Genomic DNA, 25,299 nt, shown 5'->3' with positions numbered 1-25,299 from the left:
GCGCAGCAGCCCCAACGATTTCAGCCTGAATTTACCTGCGCGAAGGGTTCTCAAACGCTGGAAAACCATCACCAATCCGACGAAAACCGGCACAACTGATAGTCATTCGCCATTACCTCGGTTCTCGGGAGCCCTCCAGCAAGGGTAGAATGCGCAAAACCCGGAGCCGCAATGAACCACGACCGCCTCAATCCCAGCCCAGACGATGCCATCACCGACGCCGCCGCGCACTGGTGCATGCGCCTGCACGCCGAAGATTGCACGGCGGGCGAGCGCGAGGCGTTCGCCCGCTGGCTGGCGGCCGATCCGCGGCATGCCGAGGAATACCAGGCGATGCTGGAAATCTGGCAAACCGCCGACCTGCTGCCGCGCAATGCCACCGTCATCGACTTCAACCCGCCCGTGCAACAGGCCGCACGCCCGCGCAACTGGCGGCCGCTGGCATCCGCTGCCGCGATCGCCCTGGCGGTGCTGCCGCTGGCCGGCTGGGTGGGCTGGGAGCAAGGCTGGCTGCCCAACCACTACCAGCACTTCGAAGCCGGCGCGCACATGCAGACCGTGCAGCTGAGCGACGGCAGCACGGTGCAGCTCAACCTCAACACCGAGCTCACCTACCTCAACTACAAGGACCAACGCCAGGTCACGCTCAAGCGTGGCGAGGCGTTCTTCAAGGTGCAGCACGACAGCAGCCACCCGTTCATCGTGCATGCCGGTCGCGGCCAGACCCGCGTCACCGGCACCCAGTTCAACGTGTGGAAGTACCAGGAGCAGGTCAAGGTCACCCTGGTGGAGGGTTCGGTACTGGTATCCAGCGACGGCAGCGCCGGTGGCTACCGCCTGGGCCCGGGGATGCAGGCCAGCTATCACAAGGGCGACTTCGAGCCGCAACTGGAGCAGAGCGACGACTACGGCAACAGCCTGGCCTGGCGCGACGGCAAGCTGGTACTCGACAACCTGAGCCTGGAACAGGCCCTGCCGATTATCAACCGCTACCTCGACGCACCGCTGTTGCTGGCCGACGCCAGCACCGGCCGCATCCGCATCAGCGGCATCTACAACACCCGTGAGGTGGGGCGCCTGGTCAACAACCTGCCCAAGGTACTGCCGGTCTACCTGACCCGCAGCAAGGACGGCAGCACCGTGCTCAACCGCATCTCGCCGCCGCCCGACAAGGGCTGACGCCCTCCCCGTCTTACAGCGTCATCGCCGCCAACCAGCCGAACGCCAGCAGTGGCAGGTTGTAGTGGATGAAGGTGGGCACCACGGTGTCCCAGATATGGTGGTGCTGGCCATCCACGTTCAAACCCGAGGTCGGGCCCAGGGTCGAGTCCGAGGCAGGCGAGCCGGCGTCGCCCAGCGCACCAGCGGTACCAACGATGCACACCGTGGCCAGCGGGTCGAAGCCCAGCTGCACGCACAGCGGCACGAAGATCGCGGCCAGGATCGGCACGGTGGAGAACGACGAGCCGATGCCCATGGTCACCAGCAGGCCCACCAGCAGCATCAACAAGGCCCCGACGCCCTTGCTGTGGTCGATCCACTGCGCCGAGGTTTCCACCAGGCTCTTCACCTCACCGGTGGCCTTCATCACATCGGCAAAGCCCGAGGCGGCAATCATGATGAAGCCGATCATGGCCATCATCTTCATGCCTTCGGTGAACAGATCGTCAGTGTCCTTCCAGCGCACGATGCCCGACAGCGAGAAGATCAGGAAGCCGACCATGGCGCCGATGATCATCGAGTCCAGCCACAACTGGACGATGAACGCCGAGGCAATCGCCAGGCCGGCCACCAGCAGGGTCAGCGGGTTGTACTGCACGCTCACCTGCTCCACCTGCTCGATGCGCGCCAGGTCGTAGTCACGCTTCTTGCGGTAACTGATGAATACCGCCAGCAACAGGCCTGCCAGCATACCGGCTGCCGGGATGGCCATGGCGTGGGTGACATTCACGCCACTCACGTCGACACCCGCGCGGGCAACGTTGGCCAGCAGGATTTCGTTGAGGAAGATGTTGCCAAAGCCCACCGGCAGGAACATGTACGGGGTGATCAGGCCGAAGGTGATCACGCAGGCGATCAGCCGGCGGTCGATGCGCAGGCGGGTCAGCACGTACAGCAGCGGCGGCACCAGCAAGGGGATGAAGGCGATGTGGATAGGCAGGATGTTCTGCGACGACACCGCCACCACCAGCATCAGGCCGACCAGCAACCATTTGACCTTGCCACCATTGGCATGGCCCTGGCGGTCGATCATGGCCAGGGCGCGGTCGGCCAGGGCATGGGCCAGGCCGGACTTGGCGATGGCCACGGCAAAGGCGCCCAGCAGTGCATAGGACAGGGCCACCGTGGCCCCGCCGCCGAGGCCGCCGTTGAAGGCCTTGAGCGTACCCTCGATACCCAGGCCACCCACCAGCCCACCGGCCAGGGCCCCGATGATCAGGGCGATGACCACGTGCACGCGGGACAGGCTGAGTATCAGCATGATGCCGACCGCGGCGATCACTGCATTCATGGTTGGCTTACCTCATTGCGACGGAAAAAAAGCGCGCACTCTGAAGCAGTGGGCAGCAGATGTCAAAAGCGCCATGTTGCGGCGGATTACCAACGCCTCGCGCGACCTGCGGATTAAATTGAACGTTTGAATAAAGAAAAGCCCGCGCCAGCCGACACATTCGTCAGCCACACTCTTATTACAAGGGACCCACCCCCATGCCTTTGCGACAACTTTCCATCCAGTGGAAGATCACCCTGCTCGCCGGTCTCTGCCTGGCCGGCATCGTCACCCTGCTCGTCGGCCTGTCGCTGTACCGCATGGACCACAGCTCGGACCTGGTCAAGGCCAGCAGCATGCAGATGCTGACCGAGTCGGCGCAGTCGCGCATCGAGTCGCAGGGCGAGGTGCAGGCGCTGAACATCCGCCGCCAGTTCATGGACGCCTACCAGTACGGCGCCGGTTTCGCCCGCCAGGTGCTGTTCCTGCGCGAGCAGGCGGAAAAGCGCTTTCTCGATGCCTTCGACCTGCGCGAGGACATGACCCGCCAGGTGCGCGCCGCCCTGCAGGCCAACCCTGAGCTGCTCGGCCTGTCGCTGGTGTTCGAGCCCAACGCCCTGGACAACAAGGACAGCCTGTTCGCCGGCAAGGCGGAACTGGGCAGCAACGAAACCGGGCGCTTCGCCCTGTACTGGTCGCAGCCGCGTGTCGGCCAGTTGACGGCCATGGCCCTGCCCGAGCATGACATGGCCAACACCGAGATCGGCCCCAGCGGCCAGCCAGCCAATACCTGGTGGGTGTGCCCGCGCACATCCGGCAAGGTGTGCGTGGTGGAGCCCTACTTCTACGACATCGATGGCCAGCAGGTGCTGATGACCAGCATCGTCTTCCCGCTGGCAGTCGACGGCAAGGTGATCGCCACCCTGTCCATCGACATCAACCTCAACAGCCTGCAGGCCCTGAGCCAGGAGGCCAGCCGCAGCCTGTACGAAGGCCGCACCACGGTCGGCATCCTCAGCCCGGTCGGCCTGCTGGCCGGCTACAGCGCCGACGCCAGCAAGCTGGCCCAGCGCTTCGACCAGGTCGATACCGCCAAAGGTGCCGAACTGGTGCGCAAGCTGGCCGATGGCAAGATGACCATCGTGCACGACCAGCAGCGCCTGAAAGTGCTGGCCGCGTTCCGGCCGATCCCGGATGCCCAGCCCTGGGGCGTGCTGCTGGATGTGCCGGAAAACGCCCTGACCGGGCCGGCCGAAGCGCTGAAACAGGAACTGGACGCGCTGAACACCAGCGGCACCCTGCTGGAACTTGGCCTGGGCCTGGCGGCGGCGATTGCCGGCCTGCTGATGGTGTGGCTGATGGCCCGCGGCGTTACCCGGCCGATCCTCGGCGTGGCAAGCATGCTCAAGGACATCGCCAGCGGCGAAGGTGACCTGACCCGCCGCCTGACCTACCAGAAGCAGGACGAACTGGGCGAACTGGCCGGCTGGTTCAACCGCTTCCTCGACAAGCTGCAGCCGACCATCGCCGAGGTCAAACGCTCGGTGCAGGCTGCCCGTGGCACCGCCGACCAGTCTTCGGCAATTGCCACCCAGACCAGCGCCGGCATGGAGCAGCAGTACCGCCAGGTCGACCAGGTGGCCACTGCCTCGCACGAGATGAGTGCCACCGCCCAGGACGTCGCCCGCAGCGCCGCCCAGGCCGCGCAGGCCGCCCGCGACGCCGACCAGGCCACCCGCGAAGGCCTGGCGGTGATCGACCGCACCACCCACAGCATCGATGCCCTGGCCGCCGACATGAGCAACGCCATGGCCGAGGTGGAGGGCCTGGCGCAGAACAGCGAGAAGATCGGTTCGGTGCTGGAAGTGATCCGCTCGATCGCCGAGCAGACCAACCTGCTGGCGCTCAATGCCGCCATCGAGGCGGCCCGTGCCGGTGAAGCCGGCCGTGGCTTTGCCGTGGTCGCGGACGAGGTGCGCAACCTGGCCCAGCGTACCCAGGAATCGGTGGAAGAAACCCGCCAGGTGATCGAGGCTTTGCAGAACGGCACCCGCGAAGTGGTCGGGGCCATGGACAACAGCCACCGCCAGGCCCAGGGCGGCGTGCAGCAGGTTGGCCAGGCCGTCACCGCGCTGCAGCGCATCGGCCAGGCAGTGACGGTGATCACCGACATGAACCTGCAGATCGCCTCGGCCGCCGAGGAGCAGAGCGCAGTGGCCGAGGAGATCAACAGCAACGTGGCAACCATCCGTGATGTCACCGAATCGCTGTCGGGGCAGGCCAACGAGTCGGCGCGCGTAAGCCAGTCGCTGAACAGCCTGGCCAACCAGCAACAGGCGCTGATGGACCAGTTCCGCGTCTGAGTCACTTGCAGGCCGCTGCCAATCGCGTGCAGCGGCCTTCCTGCCGGGCCTGGAGCCGGTCGTCTACACTTGCGGCAACTCAGTAGCGCCACTCCAAGAGGCCCCATGAAAAAGATTCCGACGTTGCTGGCCGGCCTGCTGCTCGCCGTAGGCCTGGCCAGCACCGACAGCGCCGCCTCCGCAGAACGCACCACGCCCATCCGCTTTGGTGCCATCGGCTGGGAAAGCGGTGCCCTCACCACCGAGATCCTGCGGCTGATCGTGGAGCGTGGCTACGGCTACACCACCGACACCCTGCCCGGCAGCACCGTCAGCATGGAAGTGGCGCTCGCACGCAACGACCTGCAGGTAATCGCCGAGGAATGGGCCGGGCGCAGCCCTGCCTGGGTCAAGGCAGAACAGGCCGGCCAGGTGTTCGCCTTGGGCGACACGGTCAAGAACGCCGAAGAAGGCTGGTGGGTGCCGGCCTACGTGATCGAGGGCGATGCGGCACGCAAGCTGAAACCCGTGGCGCCGCAATTGCGCAGCGTCGAGGACCTGAAGCGTTACCCGCAGGTGTTCCGCGACCCCGAGTCACCCGGCAAAGGGCGTTTTCTGAATAGCCCCAGCGGCTGGACATCCGAAACCGTCAACAGCCAGAAACTCAAGGCCTACGGGCTGAATGATCTCTATACCAACTTCCGCAGTGGCTCCGGGGCTGCAATGGATGCCGAAATCGGCTCGGCCATCCGCCGTGGCCAGCCGGTGCTGTTCTACTACTGGAACCCGACCCCTTTGATGGGGCGTTACAAGCTCATACGCCTGCAAGAGCCGCCGTTCGATGCCCAGGCCTGGGCCACCCTCACCGATGCCGGCAACCCCGAGCCCAAGGGCAGCAGCTCGCTGCCGGCCAAGTTGTCGGTTGGCGTATCCAAGGCCTTTCGCGAGGGCTACCCGGAGCTGGTGAGCGTGTTCGAGCGGGTCGACCTGCCCATCGACCGACTGAACAAGGCACTGGCCGACATGAGTGAAAAGCGCACGCCGCCCCGCGACGCTGCCCTCACCTTCCTGCGCGATAACCGCGAGGTGTGGAAAGCCTGGTTGCCTGCGGACATTGCCAGCAAGGTCGAGGGCAGCCTGTGAGCGGCGGCTTCCCCGAAGCCCTGCAATTCTCCTTTGCCGACAGCGTAAACCGGCTGGTCGACTGGCTGGTGCTGCATTACGGCGATCACCTGCGCAGCGTCTCGGACCAGTTGCTGCAACTGCTGGTCGGCCTGGAAACCCTGCTGCGCCTGCTGCCGTGGTGGCTGTTGCTGTTGCTGATCGGCCTGCTCGCCTGGCATGCCAGCCGCAGCGTACTGCGCAGCGCGCTACTGGTGGCGCTGCTGGCCCTGATCGGCATGCTCGGGTTGTGGGACAAACTGCTGCAGACCATGGCGTTGGTGCTGGTCAGTACCGGCCTCTGCGTGCTGGTGGGCGTGCCGCTGGGCATCCTGCTGGCTGCCCGGCCGCTGGCGAAGCGGTTGCTGTTGCCGGTACTGGATGTGATGCAGACCTTGCCGGCCTTTGTTTACCTGATCCCGGTGCTGATGCTGTTCGGCCTGGGCAAGGTGCCCGCCGTGTTCGCCACGCTGATCTATGCCCTGCCACCGCTGGTGCGGCTGACCGAACTGGGCCTGAGCCAGATCGACCCTTCGCTGCTGCAAGCCGCCCATGGCCTGGGGGCCAGCCGCTGGCAGCGGCTGCGGCGCATCGCCCTGCCGCTGGCGCTGCCGAGCATCATGGCCGGGCTCAACCAGTCGGTGATGATGGCCCTGTCGATGGTGGTGGTGGCTTCGATGATTGGCGCCCGCGGGCTGGGCGAGGACGTGCTGTCGGGGATCCAGACCCTGAATGTCGGCCAAGGCGTCGAGGCCGGGCTGGCGATCGTCGCCCTGGCCATGGTGATCGACCGGATCAGCCAGGCTTATGGGCGTGGTGGGCGTTGAGCAGTGCTGCCTGCCCCGGCCCTATCGCCGGCAAGCCAGCTCCCACAGGGTGCCGCAATGGCCACTGCCGGTGGAGTACCTGTGGGAGCTGGCTTGCCGGCGATAGGGCCGGGCCTGACAATGCAGCTCTGTCAGCTTGAAACCGGACCTCACCCGCATGTCCCTCAAAGCCTTGCGCACCCTGGTGGCCATCGCCCGCCACGGCACCTTCGCCCGTGCCGCCGACCTGCTCAGCCTCACCCCTTCGGCGGTAAGCCTGCACATCAAGACCCTCGAAGACGAACTGCAGGTGACCTTGTTCGACCGCAGCCGCAGGCAGGTGTCGCTGACCGAAGCCGGCCAGTTGGCGGTGGCCCGCGCCGAGACCATCCTGGCTAGCTATGACGAACTGGCCGACGCCCTGGCCAGCGGCCCGAGCCTGCGCGGCCGCCTGCGCCTGGGGGCGATCCACACGGTGCTGGCGCGGCGCCTGCCCAAGGCGCTGGTGTGGATCAAGGCGCACCATCCGCAGCTGCATGTCAGCGTGGCCTCCGGCATGTCGGCCGAACTGGCACGGCGGGTGGAAGACGGCGAACTCGATGCGGCGATCACCACCGAGCCGGTCAGCCCCTACCCGCAAAGCCTGGACTTCACACCGTTGTTCGAAGACCGCTTCTGGGCCATCGCCAGCCCCGACCTGGCCGGGCTAAGCGTGCCGCAGTTACTGGCCAGCCAGCCGTTCCTGCGCTTCGACAAGCGAGCCTGGGCCGGGCGGCAGATCGAGCAGGAGCTGCGCCGCCAGCATCTGCAGGTGAGCGAGCAGATGGAGCTGGACAGCCAGGAAGCGCTGGCGCGCATGGCGGTGATGGGCCTGGGCGTGGCAATCATCCCCATGGCCGATGACGACCTGCAACGCTTGCCACCGGCCACCTGCCTGCCGTTTGGCGACCCGCAGCTGACCCGGCGGGTGGTGTTGCTGGAGCATGAGAAAAGCCAGCGGCGGCATTTGAGTGCGGTGCTGAAGACTGCGCTGGAGGCTTGAGATTGCCGGGGCCGCTGCGCGGCCCTTTCGCGACACAAGGCCGCTCCCACAGCGAACGCGTTGCATTTGAAGGCAGTGGCAAACCTGTGGGAGCGGCCTTGTGTCGCGAAAGGGGCGCACAGCGCCCCCAGAGCAACCATGCATTTTTTCTCAACAGTCAGTAAAGAAAACAACGTTTTTACAGATCGATCCGCACCAGTAGTCTGTGCCCCGTACCCGACCACGGAACGTCGATCATGCTCCATCTGCTGCTGACTACGCTGCTGCCGATCATCCTGCTGATTGCCCTAGGCACTTTCCTGCGCCTGCGCGGCTTCCTCGCCGATAGCTTCTGGCCCGGCGCCGAGCGCCTGAGCTATTACGTACTGTTGCCGTCGCTGTTCCTCCATGGCCTGGCCACCGCCAACCTCGATGGCGTGCCGGTGCTGGGCATGGTCGGCGTGCTGATGCTCTCGACTCTGGCCGGGGCCGTGCTGCTGGTGCTGTACCAGGGCGCAATGAACCACGACGGTGCCGACTTCACCTCGGTGTTCCAGGGCGGCATCCGCTTCAACAACTACATCGGCGCCACCCTTGCAGCGGGTATCTACGGCAGCGCCGGCATCGCCCTGGCGGCGGTGGCCAACGCCGCCATCGTGCCACTGGTGAACCTGCTTTGCGTGCTGGTGTTCGCCCGCTTCAGCGCCCGCCATAGCTCACCGGCCACGGTGCTGCGGGCCATCTTCGCCAACCCCTTGATCGTCGGTTGCGCCGGCGGGTTGCTGCTGCGCGCCAGCGGGCTGGGCTTGCCAGCGGGTATCGAACCCACGGTCAAGGCCCTGGGCCAGGCCGCCCTGCCGCTGGGCCTGCTGTGCGTCGGCGCAGCCCTGGGTGGTGCCCGCCTGGGCCATCAGGTGCGCCCGCTGATGGCGGCGTCGGCATTCAAGTTCCTGGTCATGCCGCTGACCACCTGGGGCTTGTGCCGCCTGCTTGGCCTGGGTGGCCAGGCAGCGGTGGTGGCGGTGCTGTTCCAGGCACTGCCGACCGCGTCATCCTCCTATGTGATGGCCCGGCAAATGGGCGGTAACGCACCGCTGATGGCCACCATCATCGCCCTGCAGACCGTGTTGGCCGCCGCCACCCTGCCTTTGGTGCTGATGCTCGCGCTTGGCTAGACTGTGAACCAGCCCACAGTTCGGGAGCTTGCATCATGCGCCTTTCGTGGATGGTGATCGGCCTGGTTTCGGCCCTGCTCGCAGGCCCCTTGCACGCGGCCGACCCGGCCAAGGCTGCCGTCGCCGAGGACAAGGCCGAGGTGCTCGAGGAAAAAGTGGTGAATGACACACCACCCCCGGAAAAGGCCGAGACCCTCACACCGGGCGAAGCGCAGGCAGTGGACCCGGCCGGCCAGGCGCCGCTGGATGACAGCATCACCTGCCTGGCCCGCACCATCTACTGGGAGGCCAAGGGTGCCGACGCCGAAGACATGGCCGCCGTGGCCAACGTCGTGCTCAACCGCCTGGGCCACGATGGCTTCCCGGATACCATCTGCGGCGTGGTCAAGCAGGGTGTAGAAAGCAAGGCCTGCCAGTTCTCCTGGTGGTGCGACGGGCGCCCGGACCAGGTCGAAGAAGCGCAACGCTACGGCATTGCCAAGGAAATCGCGCGCAAGGCGCTCAACCAGCAGTTGAAAGACCGCACCGGGGGGGCCTTGTACTTCCATGACCGCAATGTGCGCCCGGACTGGGCCAAAGCCTACCGCCGGACGGCGCAGACCCGGCATTTTCTGTTCTACAAACCGAACCAGGCGGTGGCGCGCTGATACCCGCCGGGCACCGGCAAACGGGCCGACAGCTGTGGTTCGATAAGAATGATTACCAACTGTTCGCACTTTTCCGATGATCAGTGGTCTACTCCCTCTTTTGCCGCCAGCAACGAATGCCGGCGTTTTCATTGCTTTGCACGATCCCGGGCCAAAAGCCCCGGGCTTGTGTAGGATGAGCAGCGCAAACCACGACGCTGCCAGTCATAGGGAGATCCACATGCGCGTCCTGTCATCCGTTGCCGCCTTGTCGCTGGGCCTGGTCGTCTCGGCCGGGGCACTGGCTGCCACCGGCGAAGAGGCGCAACTGATCGATTCGATCAATGTCTACCGCAGCAAGGCCCAGCCCTGCGGTGGCGAAGCGTCGTTGGAGCTGCCGCCGCTCAACAGCGATACCCGCCTGGCGCTGTCGCCAGAGGGTACCCGCGACCTGCAGCAGGCCATGACCCGCGCCGCCTACCCGATGGTCAACGTGCAGGCCATCAGCCTGTCGGGGCCGCGTGATGCGCGCGCTGCCATGCACGCCATCGAAGAGAGCTTCTGCCAGGTGGTGCTCGACCCGCAGTTCGTCGATATCGGCGTCAGCCAGGAAGGCCGCGACTGGCGCATCGTGCTGGCCCGGCCGCTGCTCAGTGGCCGCCTGGGCGACTGGCAGGCCGAGGGGCAGAAGGTGCTGCAGGAGATCAACGCCGCGCGCAAGGTGCCGCGCCAATGCGGTGGCCAGCCCTTCGCCGCCGCCCCCGCGCTGAGCTGGAGCACGGTGCTGGCCGGGGTTGCCGCCAACCACACCCGGGCCATGGCCAACCAGAACTTCTTCGACCACATCGACAAGGATGGCCGCACCCCCGGTGACCGGGCAGAGCTGGCCGGCTACCTGTACCAGCAGATCGGCGAAAACATCGCCGCCGGGCGGGATACCGCGCGCAAGGTGGTCGATGGCTGGCTGGATAGCCCGGGGCATTGCGCGACGCTGATGAACCCGGACTTCCGCGAGCTGGGCGCTGCGTATGCAGTGGACCCGAAGAGTGACGCGGGGATTTACTGGACAGGGTTGTTCGGGACGCCGCAGTAGGCCGGCTCTCACAGGACTCATTGAAATAGCAGGGACCCTGTGGGAGCGGCTTTAGCCGCAAACACCGGCGCAGCCGGTGCCATGCACCGCGGTGGCTTCTTCGCGGGTAAACCCGCTCCCACAGGGTACGTGGACCGCTTGTGAATTCAGTTCTCTACGTGACAGCGCAGTTCCAGGGCCGTGCAACCAAACCGTCGCCGCACGCACTTGCCCAGGTAACTGGCATCGCCCAGGCCCACTTCTTCGGCAATCTGCGCCAGGCTGTGGCTGGAATTGAGCAAGCGCCAGCGCGCCTGTTGCAGGCGCATCTCCAGCCACCAGGCCTTGGCGCTCATGCCGTGGCTGGCGTGAAACTGCCGGTCCAGCTGGCGCCGGCTGATGCCCAGCTCCGCCGCCAGCTGCTCCGCGGTCAACGGCGTACCCAGGTGATGACGCATCAACGCCTGCGCGCGCTGTACCTGCCGCCCCTGCCCCGCCCCCAGCTCCAGCGAGCGCAAGGCATGGCGGCTATCGCGGGTTTCATCCACCAGCATGTCGGCCAGGCCCTTGAGCGCCCGGGCCCGCCCGCAGGCGCGTGACAACAGGGCGACGGCCAGGTCCATGGCCGCGGTGCCGCCGGCGCAGGTGATGCGGCTACCGTCGATGCAATACAGCTGCTCACTCAGCACCTGCAAATGCGGGAAGGCCGCACGAAATTCGGCTTCGTGGCGCCAATGCACCACTACCTTGTGCCCCTGCAGCAACCCGCAGGCGGCCAACAGGAAAGCACCGTTGTCGACCCCCACCAGCTTGACGCCAGCCTTGCCAGCCTGCCTGAGCAAGGCCCGGTAGCGAGGCGCCAGCGCGGCAGTGGCCATGGCGTTGCGCCCGCCGAACACCACCAGGTAGTCGAAACTGGCCAGCTCGAGCTGGCCAGCGACGGCCTCGACCTGCACCACCGCGCCGCTGCTCGACGGCACCGGGTCGAGGGTCAGCCCTGCCACGGTCCAGCTGCAGTAGCGCTGCTGGCTGTAGTCCTCGTCGTCGGCGCTGAAACGCAACTTGTCGAGAAAGGCGCCGAACGGCAGCAGGGCAAAATCCGGTAACGGCAAGATCAGCAAGCGGATATCGGGCAGCATTGGCATCGCGTCCAGAAACGACCATTCAATGTCCGAATCATACCCTTGCCGGCCAAGGTCGGCGCCATAGACTGACGCCCTCCACATCAACAAGGCATTCCCCACCATGGCACTCGACACCTGGCTCATCTACCTGCTGGCCAGCATCGGCCTGTCGCTGACCCCGGGCCCCAACAGCCTGCTGGCCCTGACCCACGGCGCCCTGTATGGCGCACGCCGGACGTTGTTCACCATCGTCGGCGGGGTGTTTGGCTTCAGCGCCCTGATCGCCTTGGCCATGTTTGGCCTCAGCGCATTGCTGCAGGCCTCGGCCTCGGTGCTGAGCGTGCTCAAGTGGGTGGGTGGCGCCTATCTGATCTGGCTGGGTATCCAGCTGTGGCGCAGCCCGGGTCTGCACCTGGAACTGACCGCGCAAAGCGCGCGGCTGGGCAATGCCGGCCTGTTCCGCCAGGGCCTGCTGTCGGCCATGGCCAACCCCAAGGTGCTGCTGTTCTACGGCGCTTTCCTGCCGCAGTTCATCGACCCGCAGCGCGGGTTGCTGCTGCAGTTCGTGGTGATGGCGGCAACCTTTGCCAGCGTCGAGTTCCTGGTCGAATACCTGTTGGCACGCCTGGCGTTTCGTATCCGGCCATGGCTGGCCAAGGGCGGCAAGGGCTTCAATCGCTGCTGCGGCAGCCTGTTTGCCTTGATTGGTGTGGCGTTGCCGCTTGGGCGGTAGCGTCTGATACAGGCGTGTGCCGTTCTTTTTGTGGGAGCGGCCTTGCGTCGCGAAAGGGGTGCGAAGCGCCCCCACGATCTACGCATCACTTCAGAATTGCCGGGGCCGCTTTGCGGCCCTTTCGCGACACAAGGCCGCTCCCACAGGTGACCGCGCTCGCATTTAACCCCGGCGCGCTTTGGCCAGGAAGATGAGCAAGGCCACACCCGGCAACCCCGCCCCCACCAGCGCCACACCCTGCCAGCCAAACTGGCTGAACACCGCACTGGCCACCGCCGAACCCAGCGCCCCACCGAGGAAGATGCTGGTCATGTACACCGCGTTCAGCCGCCCGCGGCTGGCCGGGTCCAGTGCGTACACTTCGCGCTGGCCGATGACCATGTTCATCTGCACCGCAAAATCCAGCAGCACGCCGGTCAGGCCCAGGCCGATCACGCTGTAGCCCGGCACGGTCAGCCCCAGCAACAGTGCCGCCGGCGCCAGCAACAACGCCAACAGCGAACCGGCCCGGGCATGCCCGGCATCGGCCAGGCGGCCGGCCATGGGTGCGGCAACGGCGCCCACCGCGCCCACCAGGGCGAATACCGCGATCTGGCTCTGCGACAGGCCATGCTCGGTTGCCAGAGCCATCGGCACCGCCGTCCAGTAAAGGCTGAACGCTGCGAACATCAACGCCTGGTACAGCGAGCGCTGGCGCAGCAAGGGATAACGGCGCAGCAGCGTGAGCAGCGACAGCATCAGCCCGGCATAGCTGGCCTTGTGCTCGGGCACCCGCCGCGGCAAGGTCAGGGCCAGCAGCAGGATGATCGCCAGCATCACCCCGGCAGCGCCTATGAACACCACACGCCAGCCGAAGTAGTCGGCCACCAGGCTGGACAACGGCCGCGCCAGCAGGATACCCAGTAGCAGGCCACCCATGATGTTGCCGACCACCCGCCCACGCTGCTGCTCCGGCGCCAGGTGCGCCGCCAGCGGGATGAGCATCTGCACCGCCACGGAACTGAAACCGATCAGCAGTGCATAGCCGAGGAACAGCTGGCCCTGGCCGCTGCTGCTGGTGCCCGCCAGCAGCAGGCTGACGCAGGCCAGCACGGCGGTCGCCACCATCAAGCGGCGGTTTTCCAACAGGTCGGCCAGCGGTACCAGCAACAGCAGGCCCAACGCATAGCCCAGTTGCGTGAGCGAAACGATCAGGCTGGCATGCTCGGTGGACAGCCCCAGGTCCGGGGCGATCAGGCCGACGATGGGTTGGGCATAGTAGATATTGGCGACGATCGCGCCGCAGCAGAACGCCAGCAGGGCGACCAGGGCCCGGCTGAGGCCGGTGACTGCAGGCTGCGCGGCGGCAAGGGAGGGATTCATGCGAGTGTCCTCGGCAATGGCTGGAATATGCCGGCCACCTTACCCAGACGCACTCCTGGCGAGAATCCAGCGCTGGCGCAACAGGGCTTTGCGCACTGCGCAACACTAGGTGCTGCGCTGCAGCAAATTTTCGCAAAAGTCGATAAAGGCATTCACCCGCCGCGAACCACGATGGTTGGGCAGGTACAGGGCGTTGATGCTGTCATTGGCCGCGCCGGGGCTGGCCTGCCAATCGGGGAACAGCCGTTGCAGTCGCCCGGCCGCCACATCCTCACGTACCAGCCAGTCGGCCAACAGCGCGATACCGCTGCCCGCCAGTGCGGTTTCGCGCAACATGTCGGCATTGGCACTGCGCAACGGCCCGCTCACATCCAGTTCCAGACTGTCCTGCCCACGGGACAGGCGCCAGGGGCGCCCTTTCTGCCCGTAGCGAAAGCGCAGGCAAGCGTGCTCGAGCAGCTGCCGCGGATGCTCCAGCGCGTCATGCCCGGCCAGGTAGCCCGGGCTGGCCACCAGCCAACGCTGGAAGCGACCCAGCTGGCGGCATACCAGCTCGTCATTGGGCGAGGGGTCGCCCAGGCGGATCGACAGGTCATAGCGCCCGTCAAGCAGGTCATCCAGGCGGTCGCTGAGGTCGATGTCCAGCTCCAGAGCCGGATGTTGCGCCAAAAACGGCCCCAGGTGCGGGGCAATGACCCGCCTGCCGAACTCCACCGGCAAGCACAGGCGCAGCACACCGACAGGCTCCTCGCCCCGGTCGGCGACACTGGCATCGGCCTCGTCCAGGGCCTCGAAAATACCCCGCGCGCGCTCGTAATAACGGGCGCCGGCCTCGGTCAGGCTGACCTGGCGGGTGGAGCGGTTGAGCAAGGTGGTGCCCAACGCCGCTTCCAGGGCATCGACCAGGCGCGTCACCGACGATGTCGCCAGCCCGAGCCGGCGTGCGGCGGCAGAAAAGCCCTGGGCATCGACGGTGGCCACGAACATCTTCATCGCCAGGAGTTTGTCCATTTGTTGCCCGTCTTCCAAATCCCGGAAAGTTCTTACAAACAGCCGGGCCGGTCAAGAAGCGCGGCGCACGGCAATTGCGTCCATAGTGGAACCACCCCCCTTCCAAACGAGGTTTTCCATGATCCCGACCAACCTGCTGACTGCCCTGCCCCCTTGCGACCCCACCAGCGCCGAATGGGTCGACCAACTGCTCAGCCGCCCGGGCGTGCGCGTGGAACGTATCGTCTCCAGCGGCCAGGCCAGCCCGCCCGGTTTCTGGTACGACCAGGCCGAAGGCGAATGGATCGTGCTGCTCAGTGGCGCCGCCGGCCTGCGCTTCGAGCACGAGAACCACACCCGCCTGCTGGCGCCGGGCGATTGCCTGGATATCCCGCCGCATTACCGCCACCGCGTGGAGTGGACCGCCCCCGGCACCGCCACCATCTGGCTCGCGGTGTTTTACAGCAGCGGCACTCCTTGGCCGGCGTGAATCCGGTAATCGAAACTCGAACGTGGGTTACCCAACCGACATGAACACCCTGTTTACTGCAATTTTAAACGCATGATCTAGACTTTTAGCCACACCTTGCAGAGTTCAGCCCTGCGACAATCCGCCCCACAAAATTATGTACCAACTTGTTAATTAGCAAGCTAAGAGATTACACTGCGCGCATTCCACCTGCTGAGATCCCTGGCATGAAAGAAACACCGCGCGTCTCTGGCGCCACAAACATCATCCTGGTCGGCCTGGGCGTGATCATCGCCCTGCTCGGCCTCCTCCTGGCTGCGGGCGGCGTCAAGCTGGCCGGCCTGGGCGGTTCCTGGTACTTCCTGATCGGCGGCCTGGCCATGGCCATCGCCGGCGTCCTCATCGCTCGTCGCAAACCGGCTGGCGCCTGGCTGTACGCGGCGTTCCTGGTCGGCACTGCCATCTGGGCGCTGATCGACGCTGGCCTGGTGTTCTGGCCGCTGTTCTCGCGCCTGTTCATGTTCGGCGCAATCGGCATGGTGGTGGCGCTGGTCTACCCGCTGCTGGCCCGTGCCAATGGCACCAGCGCCGGCCGCGGTGCCTATGGCGTTGCCGGGGTGATGGCCGTGCTGCTGGTGATCGCCGCCGGCAACATGTTCGTCGCCCACCCAAGCGTCGCCCCCACCGGCAAAGGCCCGGGCATGACCCCGGTCGAGGCCGACAAGGCGCAGAAGGACTGGGCCCACTACGGCAACACCGAAGGCGGCAGCCGCTTCGCCGCGCTGGACCAGATCAACCGCGACAACGTCAACAAGCTGAAGGTAGCCTGGACCTACCACACCGGTGACGTGGCGCTCAGCGACGGCAACGGTGCCGAAGACCAGCTGACCCCGCTGCAGGTCGGCAACAAGGTGTTCATCTGCACCCCGCACAACAACCTGATCGCCCTCGATGCCGACACCGGCAAGGAGCTGTGGAAGAACGCGATCAACGCCCAGTCCAAGGTCTGGCAGCGTTGCCGTGGCATGGCCTACTTCGACGCCACTGCCGCCATCGCCCAGCCGACCCAGCCGAACAGCTCGCCAATCACCGCAGCCAGCGTACCGGCCGGTGCCAACTGCCAGCGTCGCCTGCTGACCAACACCATCGATGGCCGCCTGATTGCCGTCGACGCCGACACCGGCGAGTTCTGCCAGGGCTTCGGCAACAACGGCCAGGTCGACCTCAAGGCCGGCCTGGGCGATGTGCCGGACTCCTACTACCAGCTGTCCTCGGCCCCACTGATGGCCGGTACCACTGTGGTGGTCGGCGGCCGCGTCGCCGACAACGTCCAGACCGACATGCCAGGCGGCGTGATCCGTGGTTTCGACGTGATCACGGGTGAAATGCGCTGGGCCTTCGACCCCGGCAACCCGGAAGATCGCCAGGCGCCGCAGGGCGACAGCACCTATGTGCGCAGCACCCCCAACAGCTGGGCCCCGATGTCCTACGACCCGGCGATGAATACCGTGTTCCTGCCGATGGGCTCGTCGTCCACCGACATCTACGGTGTCGAACGCAGCAAGCTGGACCACACCTATGGCGCTTCGGTACTGGCCCTGGACGCCACCACCGGCAACCAGAAGTGGGTGTTCCAGACCGTGCACAACGACCTGTGGGACTTCGACCTGCCGATGCAGCCGAGCCTGATCGATTTCACCAAGGACGACGGCCAGTCGGTGCCTGCAGTGGTAATCGGCACCAAGGCCGGGCAGATCTACGTGCTCGACCGCGCCACCGGCAAGCCGCTGACCCAGGTCGACGAAGTACCGGTCAAGCCAAGCAACATCCCCAACGAGCCGTACTCGCCAACCCAGCCGAAGTCAGTGGGCATGCCACAGATCGGCGCGCAGACCCTGACCGAATCGGACATGTGGGGCGCAACCCCGTACGACCAGCTGCTGTGCCGCATCGACTTCAAGAAAATGCGCTACGACGGCCTGTACACCGCGCCGGGCACCGACCTGTCGCTGAGCTTCCCGGGTTCGCTGGGTGGCATGAACTGGGGCAGCATTTCCACCGACCCGGTACATGGTTTCATCTTCGTCAACGACATGCGCCTGGGCCTGTGGATCCAGATGATCCCGTCGCAGAACAAGGGCGGCGCCGCTTCCGGTGGCGAAGCGCTGAACACCGGCATGGGCGCAGTACCGCTCAAGGGCACCCCGTATGCGGTGAACAAGAACCGCTTCCTGTCGGTGGCCGGCATCCCGTGCCAGGCGCCGCCATTCGGCACCCTGACCGCCATCGACATGAAGACCCGCCAGGTGGCGTGGCAGGTACCGGTGGGTACCGTCGAGGACACCGGCCCGCTTGGCATCCGCATGCACCTGCCGATCAAGATCGGCCTGCCGACCCTGGGCGGCACCCTGTCGACCCAGGGTGGCCTGGTGTTCATCGCCGGCACCCAGGACTTCTACCTGCGCGCCTACGACAGCAGCAACGGCAACGAAATCTGGAAGGCTCGCCTGCCAGTGGGCAGCCAGGGCGGCCCGATGACCTACGTCTCGCCGAAGACCGGCAAGCAGTACGTGGTGATCACGGCTGGCGGCGCGCGCCAGTCGACTGACCGTGGCGACTACGTGATTTCTTACGCCTTGCCGTAACACCGCGTCGCCCCCTTCGCTGGTAAACCCGCTCCCACAGGAACTGCACAGTTTGCAAGGGCAGTGAAAATCCTGTGGGAGCGGGTTCACCCGCGAAGAGGCCTTAGAAGACAACCCGAGATTCAGCAATGCCATCCGCAATTCGCATCACCCCCACCCTGCTGCTGGCCCTGGCCAGCAGCACCGCCCTGGCCGACGGCGACCTGATGACCCGCAGCACCCTGACCGGTGACTGGGGCGGCCTGCGTCACCAGCTGGAAGAAGACGGCGTCAAGTTCACCGGCGACTACAGCGGCGAAACCGCCTACAACGCCCACGGTGGCCTGCACCGCTCGGCGCGCTACTCGCAAAACCTGAAACTGGGCGTGCAGTTCGACCTGTCGAAACTGTATGGCCTGGACAACGGCGGCAAGGTCCAGCTGACCATCAACGACCGCCGCGGCAACAGCGCCTCGGAAGACCTGGTGGGCAACCGCCTGCCGATCCAGGAAAACTTCGGCGGCCTGTACACCCGCCTGACCGAACTGAGCTACGAGCGCACCCTGTTCACCCCGGCACTCAACGTCAAGCTCGGCTACATGGCCATGGGCAACGACCTCGGCGGCCTGGACAGTGGCATCCTGTGCAACTTCATGAACGCCGGCTTCTGCGGCCACCCGCTTAACATGTCTGGCGGCAGTGGCTGGACCAATTACCCCAATGCCCACCTGGGCGTGCGGGTGAAGTACGACCTGTCGCCGTCCTGGCAGCTGCGTGTGGCGGCGTTCAACGTCGACCCGGAAAGCAACGGCAACTCCAGCCGCGCCTGGCACCTGGGCCCCAAGCACACCACCGGCACCGTGGTACCGGTAGAGCTGGTGTACAAGCTGCAGGGCGAGCTGCCTGGCGAGTACAAACTGGGCTACTACTACGACAGCTCCGATGTGAAGCGCATCGGCAGCGACGAGGAAGTGTCCGGCCGCGGCGGCCACTATCTGCTGGTCGACCAGGCCGTGTGGAACGACCAGGGCTTGGCGGGCCGCAGCCTGCATGCCTTCGGCCAGTACTCGGCGTCGAGCAAGGCTGCCTCGCCGTTCACCAAGTGGTATGGCGCCGGCGTGGTGCTGTACAAGCCGTTCGCAGGCCGCCCGAAGGATACCGTGGCGCTGGGTTATGGCCGTGCCGTGCCCAACCCGCGTAGCCGCGACGTGCTGGAAGATGCCGCGTTCGATGCCGGGCAGCAGTTCCCCGATATCGACAGCGCCGAGCAGCTGGTCGAGCTGAGCTATGGCTACCAGGCCACGCCGTGGCTGAACCTGCGCCCGGATGTGCAGTACATCATCGAGCCGGGCGCGTTCTCCGGGAAGGACATCGACAACGCGCTAGTGGTTGGCCTGCAGGTCAAGGCTACCTTCTGAAACCTTGATTGGGGCTGCTTTGCAGCCCTTCGCGGGCACGCCCGCTCCCACAGGTACTGCACAGCCCTTGAGACTGACGAGATCCTGTGGGAGCGGGCGTGCCCGCGAAGAAGCCAGCGCAATCAACCCTGCCTGAGGTAATCCACCAGCCTCAGCAACATGGCATCACACCCCCGCAACTGCTCGACGCTGACGAACTCATCCGGCTTGTGCCCCTGGTCCATGCTCCCAGGCCCACATACCACAGTCGGGATGCCCGCCTGGTCGAACAGCCCTCCTTCGGTACCAAACGCCACCGTTCCGAACTCATCCGAACCACTAAGCAACCCCACCAGGCGAGCCGCCTCGCTATCCGCTGGCGTGGCCAGCCCTGGATACGCACTCAACGGCTGCAGGCGAATGGCGCTGGCGGCATTGACCTTGCGCATGCGCGGCAGCAATTCGGCCTCGGCATAGGTTTGCAACTGGTCGGCCACTGCCTGCGCCTCGAACCCCGGCAAGGCCCGTACTTCGAAATCGAATTCGCATTCCGCCGGCACGATGTTCAGCGCCCTGCCCCCTTTGATCACACCAGTCTGCACAGTGGAGAACGGAGGGTCGAAGCGCTCGTCGTGATACTCCGGCAACGCCAGGGCATCACCGATATCACCCAGTTTGCCAATCAGCTTCGCCGCATACTCGATGGCATTCACCCCATACGGCGCATACGCCGAGTGGCAGGCCGCGCCATGCACCTGGCAACGCATCGCCAGCTTGCCCTTGTGCCCCAGCACCGGCTTGAGTTCGGTGGGTTCGCCAATCAGGCACAGCCGTGGCTTGTGCGGGCGCTGCTCCAGCGCGGCCAGCATCGAGCGCACCCCCAGGCAGCCGACTTCCTCGTCGTAGGAGAACGCCAGGTGCACCGGCATGCGCAACGGCTGGGCGAGAAACGCCGGTACAGCCGCCAGCATCGAAGCGATGAAGCCCTTCATGTCGGCCGTGCCGCGCCCATACAGGCGCCCGTCGCGCTCACTCAGGGCAAACGGCTCGACTGCCCAGGCCTGGCCGTCCACCGGCACCACATCGGTATGCCCGGACAGCACCACGCCGCCAACGTCCCGGGGGCCGATGGTGGCGAACAGGTTGGCCTTGGTGCCTTCCGGGTTATGGAACAGTTCGCTTTCCACCCCCAGCTCGGCCAGGTAGTCGCGGATGAAGCTGATCAGTTCGAGGTTGGAATCCCGGCTGACGGTGGCAAAGCCGATCAGCCTGGCCAGCAGCGCGCGACTGGCAAATTCACTCATCGCCCGGCACCCCGTAGCTTGGCGCGGCAGTCGGGTTGAGGGCGCGGGTGACGTAGTCCTGCATCTGCGGCCGATACGCCTGCCACAGGCCATCGAGCACACCGATCGGGTCGGCCTCGGCCCAGTCCACGCGCAGGTCTACCAGCGGCCAGGTCAGCTCGCCGGCAATCTTCAACGCCGCCGAGTGCACAGGCCCCGCCTCGCCGCCTGCGGCCATCGCTGCGTGCATGGCCGCCAGCAGGCGGTCGGCCAGATGCCCGCCGGCTTGTTCAAAGGCCTGCACCATCGCCTCGATCACCTGGGTCGAGGCCAACAGGTTGCCTGCCGCCGCACATTGCTCACCGGCCACGGCGTGGTGTGTGCCCAGGGCTTCCTTGCCAGTGAACAGCGCCACCTGGCCATGGCTGTCGATCACCGTGAGCTGGCGGTACTCGCTCCAGCCATTGGCGCTCAGCACCCGGTCCAGCGCAGCGGCAGGCGGCAACTGGCCCTGTTCCAGGGCATCGAGAATCTGCGGGCCCAGCGCCGGCAAGGTGATGTTCTGGGTGACGACCGCACCCACACCGGCACGCACCCACGGGCAGCGGGCGCCCACGGCGATGCTCGAAGAGCTGATGGCGATACCGACCTGGCCGGTTTCCTGGCAACGACCGATGATGGAAAAAGTCATGTCATGGTTCCTGTTGTGCTGTGCGATACACGGCATTCTGGGTGGAACCTTTCGGCCGGCGAAACGACCTTTTTCCGAGGGTTTGCAGAGGAAAAAACTATGACCACGAAACGTTCCGGAAAAACCCCGGCAAAGCTGCTGCGGGAACCGCTGCAGGCGGCAGGAATCAAGGCCTTCGCCGTTTTATCGGCAAGCCCCAGCTAAATACTATTTTCGCCATTTCCACGGCATCCCTAGTCTGGCCCCAGGCAACGGCGGTCCTCCAAACCGACCTGACAAAAACCGCCTGAACAAGGGCTCGGACATGACACTGAACAACCTCGAAATCGACACCCTCGTCGTCGGCGCCGGCCAGGCCGGCGTGGCCATGAGCGAACACCTGAGCAAGCTTGGCGTGCCGCACCTGGTGCTGGAGCGCAAGCGTATCGCCGAGGCCTGGCGCACCGGCCGCTGGGACTCGCTGGTGGCCAACGGCCCGGTCTGGCACGACCGCTTCCCGGGGCTGGAATTCAACCTCGACGCCGACGCCTTCGCCGGCAAGGACCAGGTGGCCGACTACTTCGAGCAGTACGTACGCAAGTACAACCTGCCCGTACGCACCGGCATCGAAGTGAAGAAAGTGCTGCGCAACAGCGACCGCCCCGGTTTTACCATCGAAACCAATGAAGGCGTGATTCGCGCCAACCGCGTGGTCGCCGCCACTGGCCCGTTCCAGAAACCGGTGATCCCGGCCATCGCGCCGAAAGACAGCAACCTGCACCAGATCCACTCCGCTGCCTACTACAACCCCGAGCAGTTGCCAGAAGGCGCTGTGCTGGTGGTCGGCGCCGGTTCCTCGGGCGTGCAGATCGCCGAAGAACTGATGCGTGCCGGGCGCCAGGTGTACCTCTCGGTCGGCGCCCACGATCGCCCGCCACGCGCTTACCGCAACCGCGACTTCTGCTGGTGGCTGGGTGTGCTGGGTGAGTGGGATGCGGAAATCGCCAAGCCTGGCCGCGAGCACGTGACCATTGCCGTCAGTGGCGCCCGTGGCGGCCACACCGTGGACTTCCGCGCCCTCGCCCACCAGGGCATGACCCTGGTCGGCCTGACCCAGTCGTTCGAGAACGGCGTGGCGCGCTTCCAGGACAACCTGGTCGAGAACATCAACCGCGGCGACGAAAACTATCTGGCCCTGCTGGATGCCGCCGATGCCTACATCGAACGCAACGGCCTGGACCTGCCGGAAGAGCCCGAAGCCCGCAAACGCCTGGCCGACCCGGAGTGCATGCGCAACCCGCTGCAGCAACTGGACCTGGCCAAGGCCGGCGTTACCAGCATCATCTGGGCCACTGGTTACGGTGTCGACTTCAGCTGGCTGCAGGTAGACACCTTCGACGCCAACGGCAAACCCCAGCACCAACGCGGCGTGGCCCGCGAGCCGGGTGTGTACTTCCTTGGCCTGCCGTGGCTGTCGCGCCGTGGCTCGTCGTTCATCTGGGGCGTGTGGCACGACGCCAAGCACGTCGCCGGCCACATCGCCACGCAACGCACCTATACCGCCTACCGCGACCGCGAACAACGCGCAGCGGATGAGCAGCAGCAACCCAAGATCAGCAACGTCAGCACCCTCGGAGCCCACTGATGCCTACCCATACTCGCATCCGCATGTTCAACACCAAGGTCACCTACCCCAACCAGACCTTGGACAACGACCTGTGCCAGGCGGTACGCGCCGGCAACACCATCTACGTGCGCGGCCAGGTCGGCACCGACTTCGAAGGCAACCTGGTGGGCCTGGGTGACCCACGGGCGCAGGCCGAGCAGGCGATGAAGAACGTCAAGCAACTGCTCGAAGAAGCCGGCTCGGACCTGTCGCACATCGTCAAGACCACCACCTACATCACCGACCCGCGCTTCCGCGAGCCGGTGTACAAGGAGGTAGGCAAGTGGCTCAAGGGTGTGTTCCCGATTTCCACCGGGCTGGTGGTGGCTGGGTTGGCCCAGGCCGAGTGGCTGATGGAGATCGATGTGATCGCTGTGGTGCCTGATTCGGTCTGACCGATCGGTTCAACCTGTAGGAGCGGCCTTGTGTCGCGAAAGGGCTGCAAAGCAGCCCCAGCAATTTCAGCTGTTGCGCATCAATCCTGGGGCCGCGTTGCGGCCCTTTCGCGACACAAGGCCGCTCCTACAGGGAGCGCGCCAGCTTTTGAAATGGGCTAGAAACCCACTGTCGCCGACAGCAGGTAGGCCCTGCGGTGGCCGCAGAACCAAGCGGTTTGTTACCTGTCAGGCAATCGCCGCATCCACCAGCACCTGCGCTTCCTGCACCAAGCGCTGCAGGTGCGCCTCGTCGATGAAGCTTTCGGCGTAGATCTTGTAGATGTCCTCGGTGCCCGAAGGGCGCGCAGCGAACCAGCCATTGGCGGTCATCACCTTCAGCCCGCCAATCGCCTGGCCGTTGCCCGGTGCATGGCTGAGGATCTGCACGATCGGCTCACCCGCCAACTCGGTCGACTTCACCTGCTCCGGCGCCAGCTTGCTCAACAAAGCCTTTTGCCGGGCATCGGCCTTGGCTTCGACACGGGTGGCGAACGGCTTGCCCAGCGCCTCGGTCAGATCGGCGTAGGCCTGGCTCGGGTTGCGCCCGGTGCGGGCAGTCATCTCGGCAGCCAGCAAGGCCGGGATCAACCCGTCCTTGTCGGTGGCCCAGACCGAGCCATCGCGGCGCAGGAACGAAGCCCCCGCGCTTTCCTCGCCACCAAAGCCCAGCGTGCCGTCGAACAGGCCCTGGGCGAAGAACTTGAAGCCCACCGGCACTTCGTACAGCTCACGGCCCAGGCGCTGGGTGACGCGGTCGATCAGGCCGCTGGAGACCACGGTCTTGCCGACGGCGGCATCGCTGCGCCATTGCGGGCGGTGGCGGTACAGGTAGTCGATGGCCACGGCCAGGTAGTTGTTCGGCTGCAGCAGGCCATCGGGGGTGACGATGCCATGGCGGTCGTGGTCGGGGTCGCAGGCGAAGGCCACGTCGAAGCGTTCGCGCAGGCCGATCAGGCCCTGCATGGCATAGGGCGAGGACGGGTCCATGCGGATCTGGCCGTCCCAGTCGACGGTCATGAAGCGGAAGGTCGGGTCAACCTCGGTGTTCACCACTTCCAGGTCCAACTGGTAATGCTCGGCAATCGCCGACCAGTAGCGCACCCCTGCCCCGCCCAGCGGGTCGACGCCCAGGCGCAGCTTGGCGCTGCGGATGACGTCGAAGTCGATGACGTTTTCCAGGTCGGCCACGTAGTTGCTCACGTAGTCGTGGCGCTGGGTGGTGGATGCCTGCAACGCCTGGGCGTGGTCCATGCGCTTGACGCCCGCCAGGTCAGCGGCCAGCAGTTCGTTGGCCTTGGCCTCGATCCACTTGGTCACATCGCTGTCGGCCGGGCCGCCATTGGGCGGGTTGTACTTGAAGCCACCGCTCTGCGGCGGGTTGTGCGACGGGGTGATGACGATGCCGTCGGCCAGGCCCTGCTGGCGGCCACGGTTGTGGCAGAGGATGGCATGGGAAACAGCCGGCGTCGGCGTGTATTCGTCGTCCTTGGACAGCATTACCTGCACGCCATTGGCCGCCAGCACTTCCAAGGCGCTGGCAGTAGCCGGTGCCGACAGTGCGTGGGTGTCGGCGCCGATGAACAGCGGGCCATCGATGCCCTTCTCCTGGCGATACAGGCAGATGGCCTGGGTAATGGCCAGGACGTGGTACTCGTTGAAGCTCAATTCAAGCGAAGTGCCACGGTGCCCCGAGGTGCCGAAGGCCACCCGCTGGGCCGCCACGGCAGCGTCGGGGCGGCCGGTGTAGTAGGCGGTGAGCAGTCGGGGAATATCGACCAGCACGCTGGCCGGAGCCGGCTTGCCTGCCAAAGGACTGAGCGTCATGCAGAAACCTCGAGTTCAACAGATGT

21 protein-coding genes and 1 pseudogene are annotated in these 25,299 nt (G+C 65.7%); 15 read left to right on the top strand and 7 right to left on the bottom strand.

Annotation, left to right across the window (positions count from 1 at the left end; genetic code table 11):
- The first annotated feature begins 171 nt into the window (after positions 1–171).
- Positions 172–1,179, top strand: a complete 1,008-nt coding sequence (locus tag RYH74_RS07235) for a FecR family protein (RefSeq protein WP_075045017.1) — start codon at positions 172–174, stop codon at positions 1,177–1,179.
- 13 nt (positions 1,180–1,192) lie between these two features.
- Here RYH74_RS07235 and RYH74_RS07230 read toward each other — a convergent pair whose 3' ends face one another.
- The gene (locus RYH74_RS07230) at positions 1,193–2,512 is read right to left on the bottom strand and encodes a Na+/H+ antiporter family protein (RefSeq protein WP_025338869.1); all 1,320 of its coding nucleotides are present in this window, start codon (positions 2,510–2,512) and stop codon (positions 1,193–1,195) included.
- Positions 2,513–2,709: 197 nt separating this feature from the next.
- On the opposite strand from RYH74_RS07230, the pseudogene RYH74_RS26440 reads away from it, so the two are divergent.
- The 8 genes and pseudogenes from RYH74_RS26440 to RYH74_RS07195 all read left to right on the top strand — a co-directional run.
- Positions 2,710–3,996: pseudogene (locus tag RYH74_RS26440) on the top strand (HAMP domain-containing protein); the annotation flags it as partial.
- Between the two features lie 102 nt (positions 3,997–4,098).
- The gene (locus tag RYH74_RS26435; protein WP_370290277.1) at positions 4,099–4,854 is read left to right on the top strand and encodes a methyl-accepting chemotaxis protein; all 756 of its coding nucleotides are present in this window, start codon (positions 4,099–4,101) and stop codon (positions 4,852–4,854) included.
- Positions 4,855–4,959: 105 nt separating this feature from the next.
- Positions 4,960–5,976 (top strand): ABC transporter substrate-binding protein, encoded by a 1,017-nt coding sequence (locus tag RYH74_RS07220; RefSeq protein ID WP_317409159.1) that lies wholly within the window; start codon positions 4,960–4,962, stop codon positions 5,974–5,976.
- Complete coding sequence (locus RYH74_RS07215) at positions 5,973–6,821, top strand: ABC transporter permease (RefSeq protein WP_317409158.1); 849 nt, start codon at positions 5,973–5,975, stop codon at positions 6,819–6,821. Before RYH74_RS07220 ends, RYH74_RS07215 begins: the two co-directional genes overlap by 4 nt.
- A 157-nt stretch (positions 6,822–6,978) precedes the next feature.
- Complete coding sequence (locus RYH74_RS07210) at positions 6,979–7,842, top strand: LysR family transcriptional regulator (protein ID WP_317409157.1); 864 nt, start codon at positions 6,979–6,981, stop codon at positions 7,840–7,842.
- A 236-nt stretch (positions 7,843–8,078) separates the two neighbouring features.
- Positions 8,079–8,996, top strand: coding sequence for an AEC family transporter (locus RYH74_RS07205; RefSeq protein WP_317409156.1), 918 nt, complete (start codon positions 8,079–8,081; stop codon positions 8,994–8,996).
- Positions 8,997–9,031: 35 nt separating this feature from the next.
- Entirely contained in the window at positions 9,032–9,643 is a 612-nt protein-coding gene (locus RYH74_RS07200; RefSeq protein ID WP_317409155.1) for a cell wall hydrolase, read from the top strand.
- A 220-nt stretch (positions 9,644–9,863) separates the two neighbouring features.
- Positions 9,864–10,715 (top strand): CAP domain-containing protein, encoded by an 852-nt coding sequence (locus RYH74_RS07195; RefSeq protein WP_025338862.1) that lies wholly within the window; start codon positions 9,864–9,866, stop codon positions 10,713–10,715.
- A gap of 146 nt (positions 10,716–10,861) precedes the next feature.
- Here the strand turns inward: RYH74_RS07195 and RYH74_RS07190 are convergent, their stop codons facing one another.
- Positions 10,862–11,833, bottom strand: a complete 972-nt coding sequence (locus RYH74_RS07190) for a GlxA family transcriptional regulator (RefSeq protein WP_317409154.1) — start codon at positions 11,831–11,833, stop codon at positions 10,862–10,864.
- Between the two features lie 106 nt (positions 11,834–11,939).
- On the opposite strand from RYH74_RS07190, the gene RYH74_RS07185 reads away from it, so the two are divergent.
- Entirely contained in the window at positions 11,940–12,551 is a 612-nt protein-coding gene (locus RYH74_RS07185; protein WP_075045011.1) for a LysE family translocator, read from the top strand.
- A 162-nt stretch (positions 12,552–12,713) separates the two neighbouring features.
- Here RYH74_RS07185 and RYH74_RS07180 read toward each other — a convergent pair whose 3' ends face one another.
- Positions 12,714–13,913 (bottom strand): MFS transporter, encoded by a 1,200-nt coding sequence (locus RYH74_RS07180; protein WP_317409153.1) that lies wholly within the window; start codon positions 13,911–13,913, stop codon positions 12,714–12,716.
- Between the two features lie 105 nt (positions 13,914–14,018).
- Entirely contained in the window at positions 14,019–14,924 is a 906-nt protein-coding gene (locus tag RYH74_RS07175) for a LysR family transcriptional regulator (RefSeq protein WP_286919350.1), read from the bottom strand.
- A gap of 118 nt (positions 14,925–15,042) precedes the next feature.
- Here RYH74_RS07175 and RYH74_RS07170 point away from each other — a divergent pair, with 118 nt between their 5' ends.
- From RYH74_RS07170 to RYH74_RS07160, 3 genes are all read left to right on the top strand, one after another.
- Complete coding sequence (locus RYH74_RS07170; RefSeq protein ID WP_289515432.1) at positions 15,043–15,393, top strand: cupin; 351 nt, start codon at positions 15,043–15,045, stop codon at positions 15,391–15,393.
- 206 nt (positions 15,394–15,599) lie between these two features.
- The gene (locus tag RYH74_RS07165; protein WP_317409152.1) at positions 15,600–18,017 is read left to right on the top strand and encodes a glucose/quinate/shikimate family membrane-bound PQQ-dependent dehydrogenase; all 2,418 of its coding nucleotides are present in this window, start codon (positions 15,600–15,602) and stop codon (positions 18,015–18,017) included.
- A 128-nt stretch (positions 18,018–18,145) separates the two neighbouring features.
- A complete protein-coding gene (locus RYH74_RS07160; RefSeq protein WP_317409151.1) occupies positions 18,146–19,414 on the top strand; it encodes a carbohydrate porin in 1,269 nt (422 codons plus the stop codon).
- A 122-nt stretch (positions 19,415–19,536) separates the two neighbouring features.
- Here the strand turns inward: RYH74_RS07160 and argE are convergent, their stop codons facing one another.
- Together argE and RYH74_RS07150 are read right to left on the bottom strand one after the other, a co-directional pair.
- The gene (gene argE, locus RYH74_RS07155) at positions 19,537–20,697 is read right to left on the bottom strand and encodes an acetylornithine deacetylase (protein ID WP_317409150.1); all 1,161 of its coding nucleotides are present in this window, start codon (positions 20,695–20,697) and stop codon (positions 19,537–19,539) included.
- Positions 20,690–21,367 carry a DUF1028 domain-containing protein gene (locus tag RYH74_RS07150; RefSeq protein WP_317409149.1) on the bottom strand — a complete coding sequence of 226 codons (678 nt, stop codon included), beginning with the start codon at positions 21,365–21,367 and terminating at the stop codon, positions 20,690–20,692. Before RYH74_RS07150 ends, argE begins: the two co-directional genes overlap by 8 nt.
- A 304-nt stretch (positions 21,368–21,671) precedes the next feature.
- Between RYH74_RS07150 and RYH74_RS07145 the strand changes: the two genes are divergently transcribed.
- Complete coding sequence (locus RYH74_RS07145; protein WP_025338852.1) at positions 21,672–22,991, top strand: flavin-containing monooxygenase; 1,320 nt, start codon at positions 21,672–21,674, stop codon at positions 22,989–22,991.
- Positions 22,991–23,407 (top strand): RidA family protein, encoded by a 417-nt coding sequence (locus RYH74_RS07140; protein ID WP_025338851.1) that lies wholly within the window; start codon positions 22,991–22,993, stop codon positions 23,405–23,407. Before RYH74_RS07145 ends, RYH74_RS07140 begins: the two co-directional genes overlap by 1 nt.
- A gap of 228 nt (positions 23,408–23,635) precedes the next feature.
- On the opposite strand, the gene pgm is transcribed toward RYH74_RS07140, so the two are convergent.
- Positions 23,636–25,273, bottom strand: coding sequence for a phosphoglucomutase (alpha-D-glucose-1,6-bisphosphate-dependent) (pgm, locus tag RYH74_RS07135; protein WP_085591513.1), 1,638 nt, complete (start codon positions 25,271–25,273; stop codon positions 23,636–23,638).
- Positions 25,274–25,299: the final 26 nt, after the last annotated feature.

It is taken from the genome of Pseudomonas sp. LSJ-87, assembly GCF_032971465.1.
In the GTDB taxonomy this organism is placed as follows: domain Bacteria; phylum Pseudomonadota; class Gammaproteobacteria; order Pseudomonadales; family Pseudomonadaceae; genus Aquipseudomonas; species Aquipseudomonas putida_Z.
Note: the sequence above shows the minus strand (reverse complement) of the source record. Positions and strands in the feature narration are given on the sequence as shown.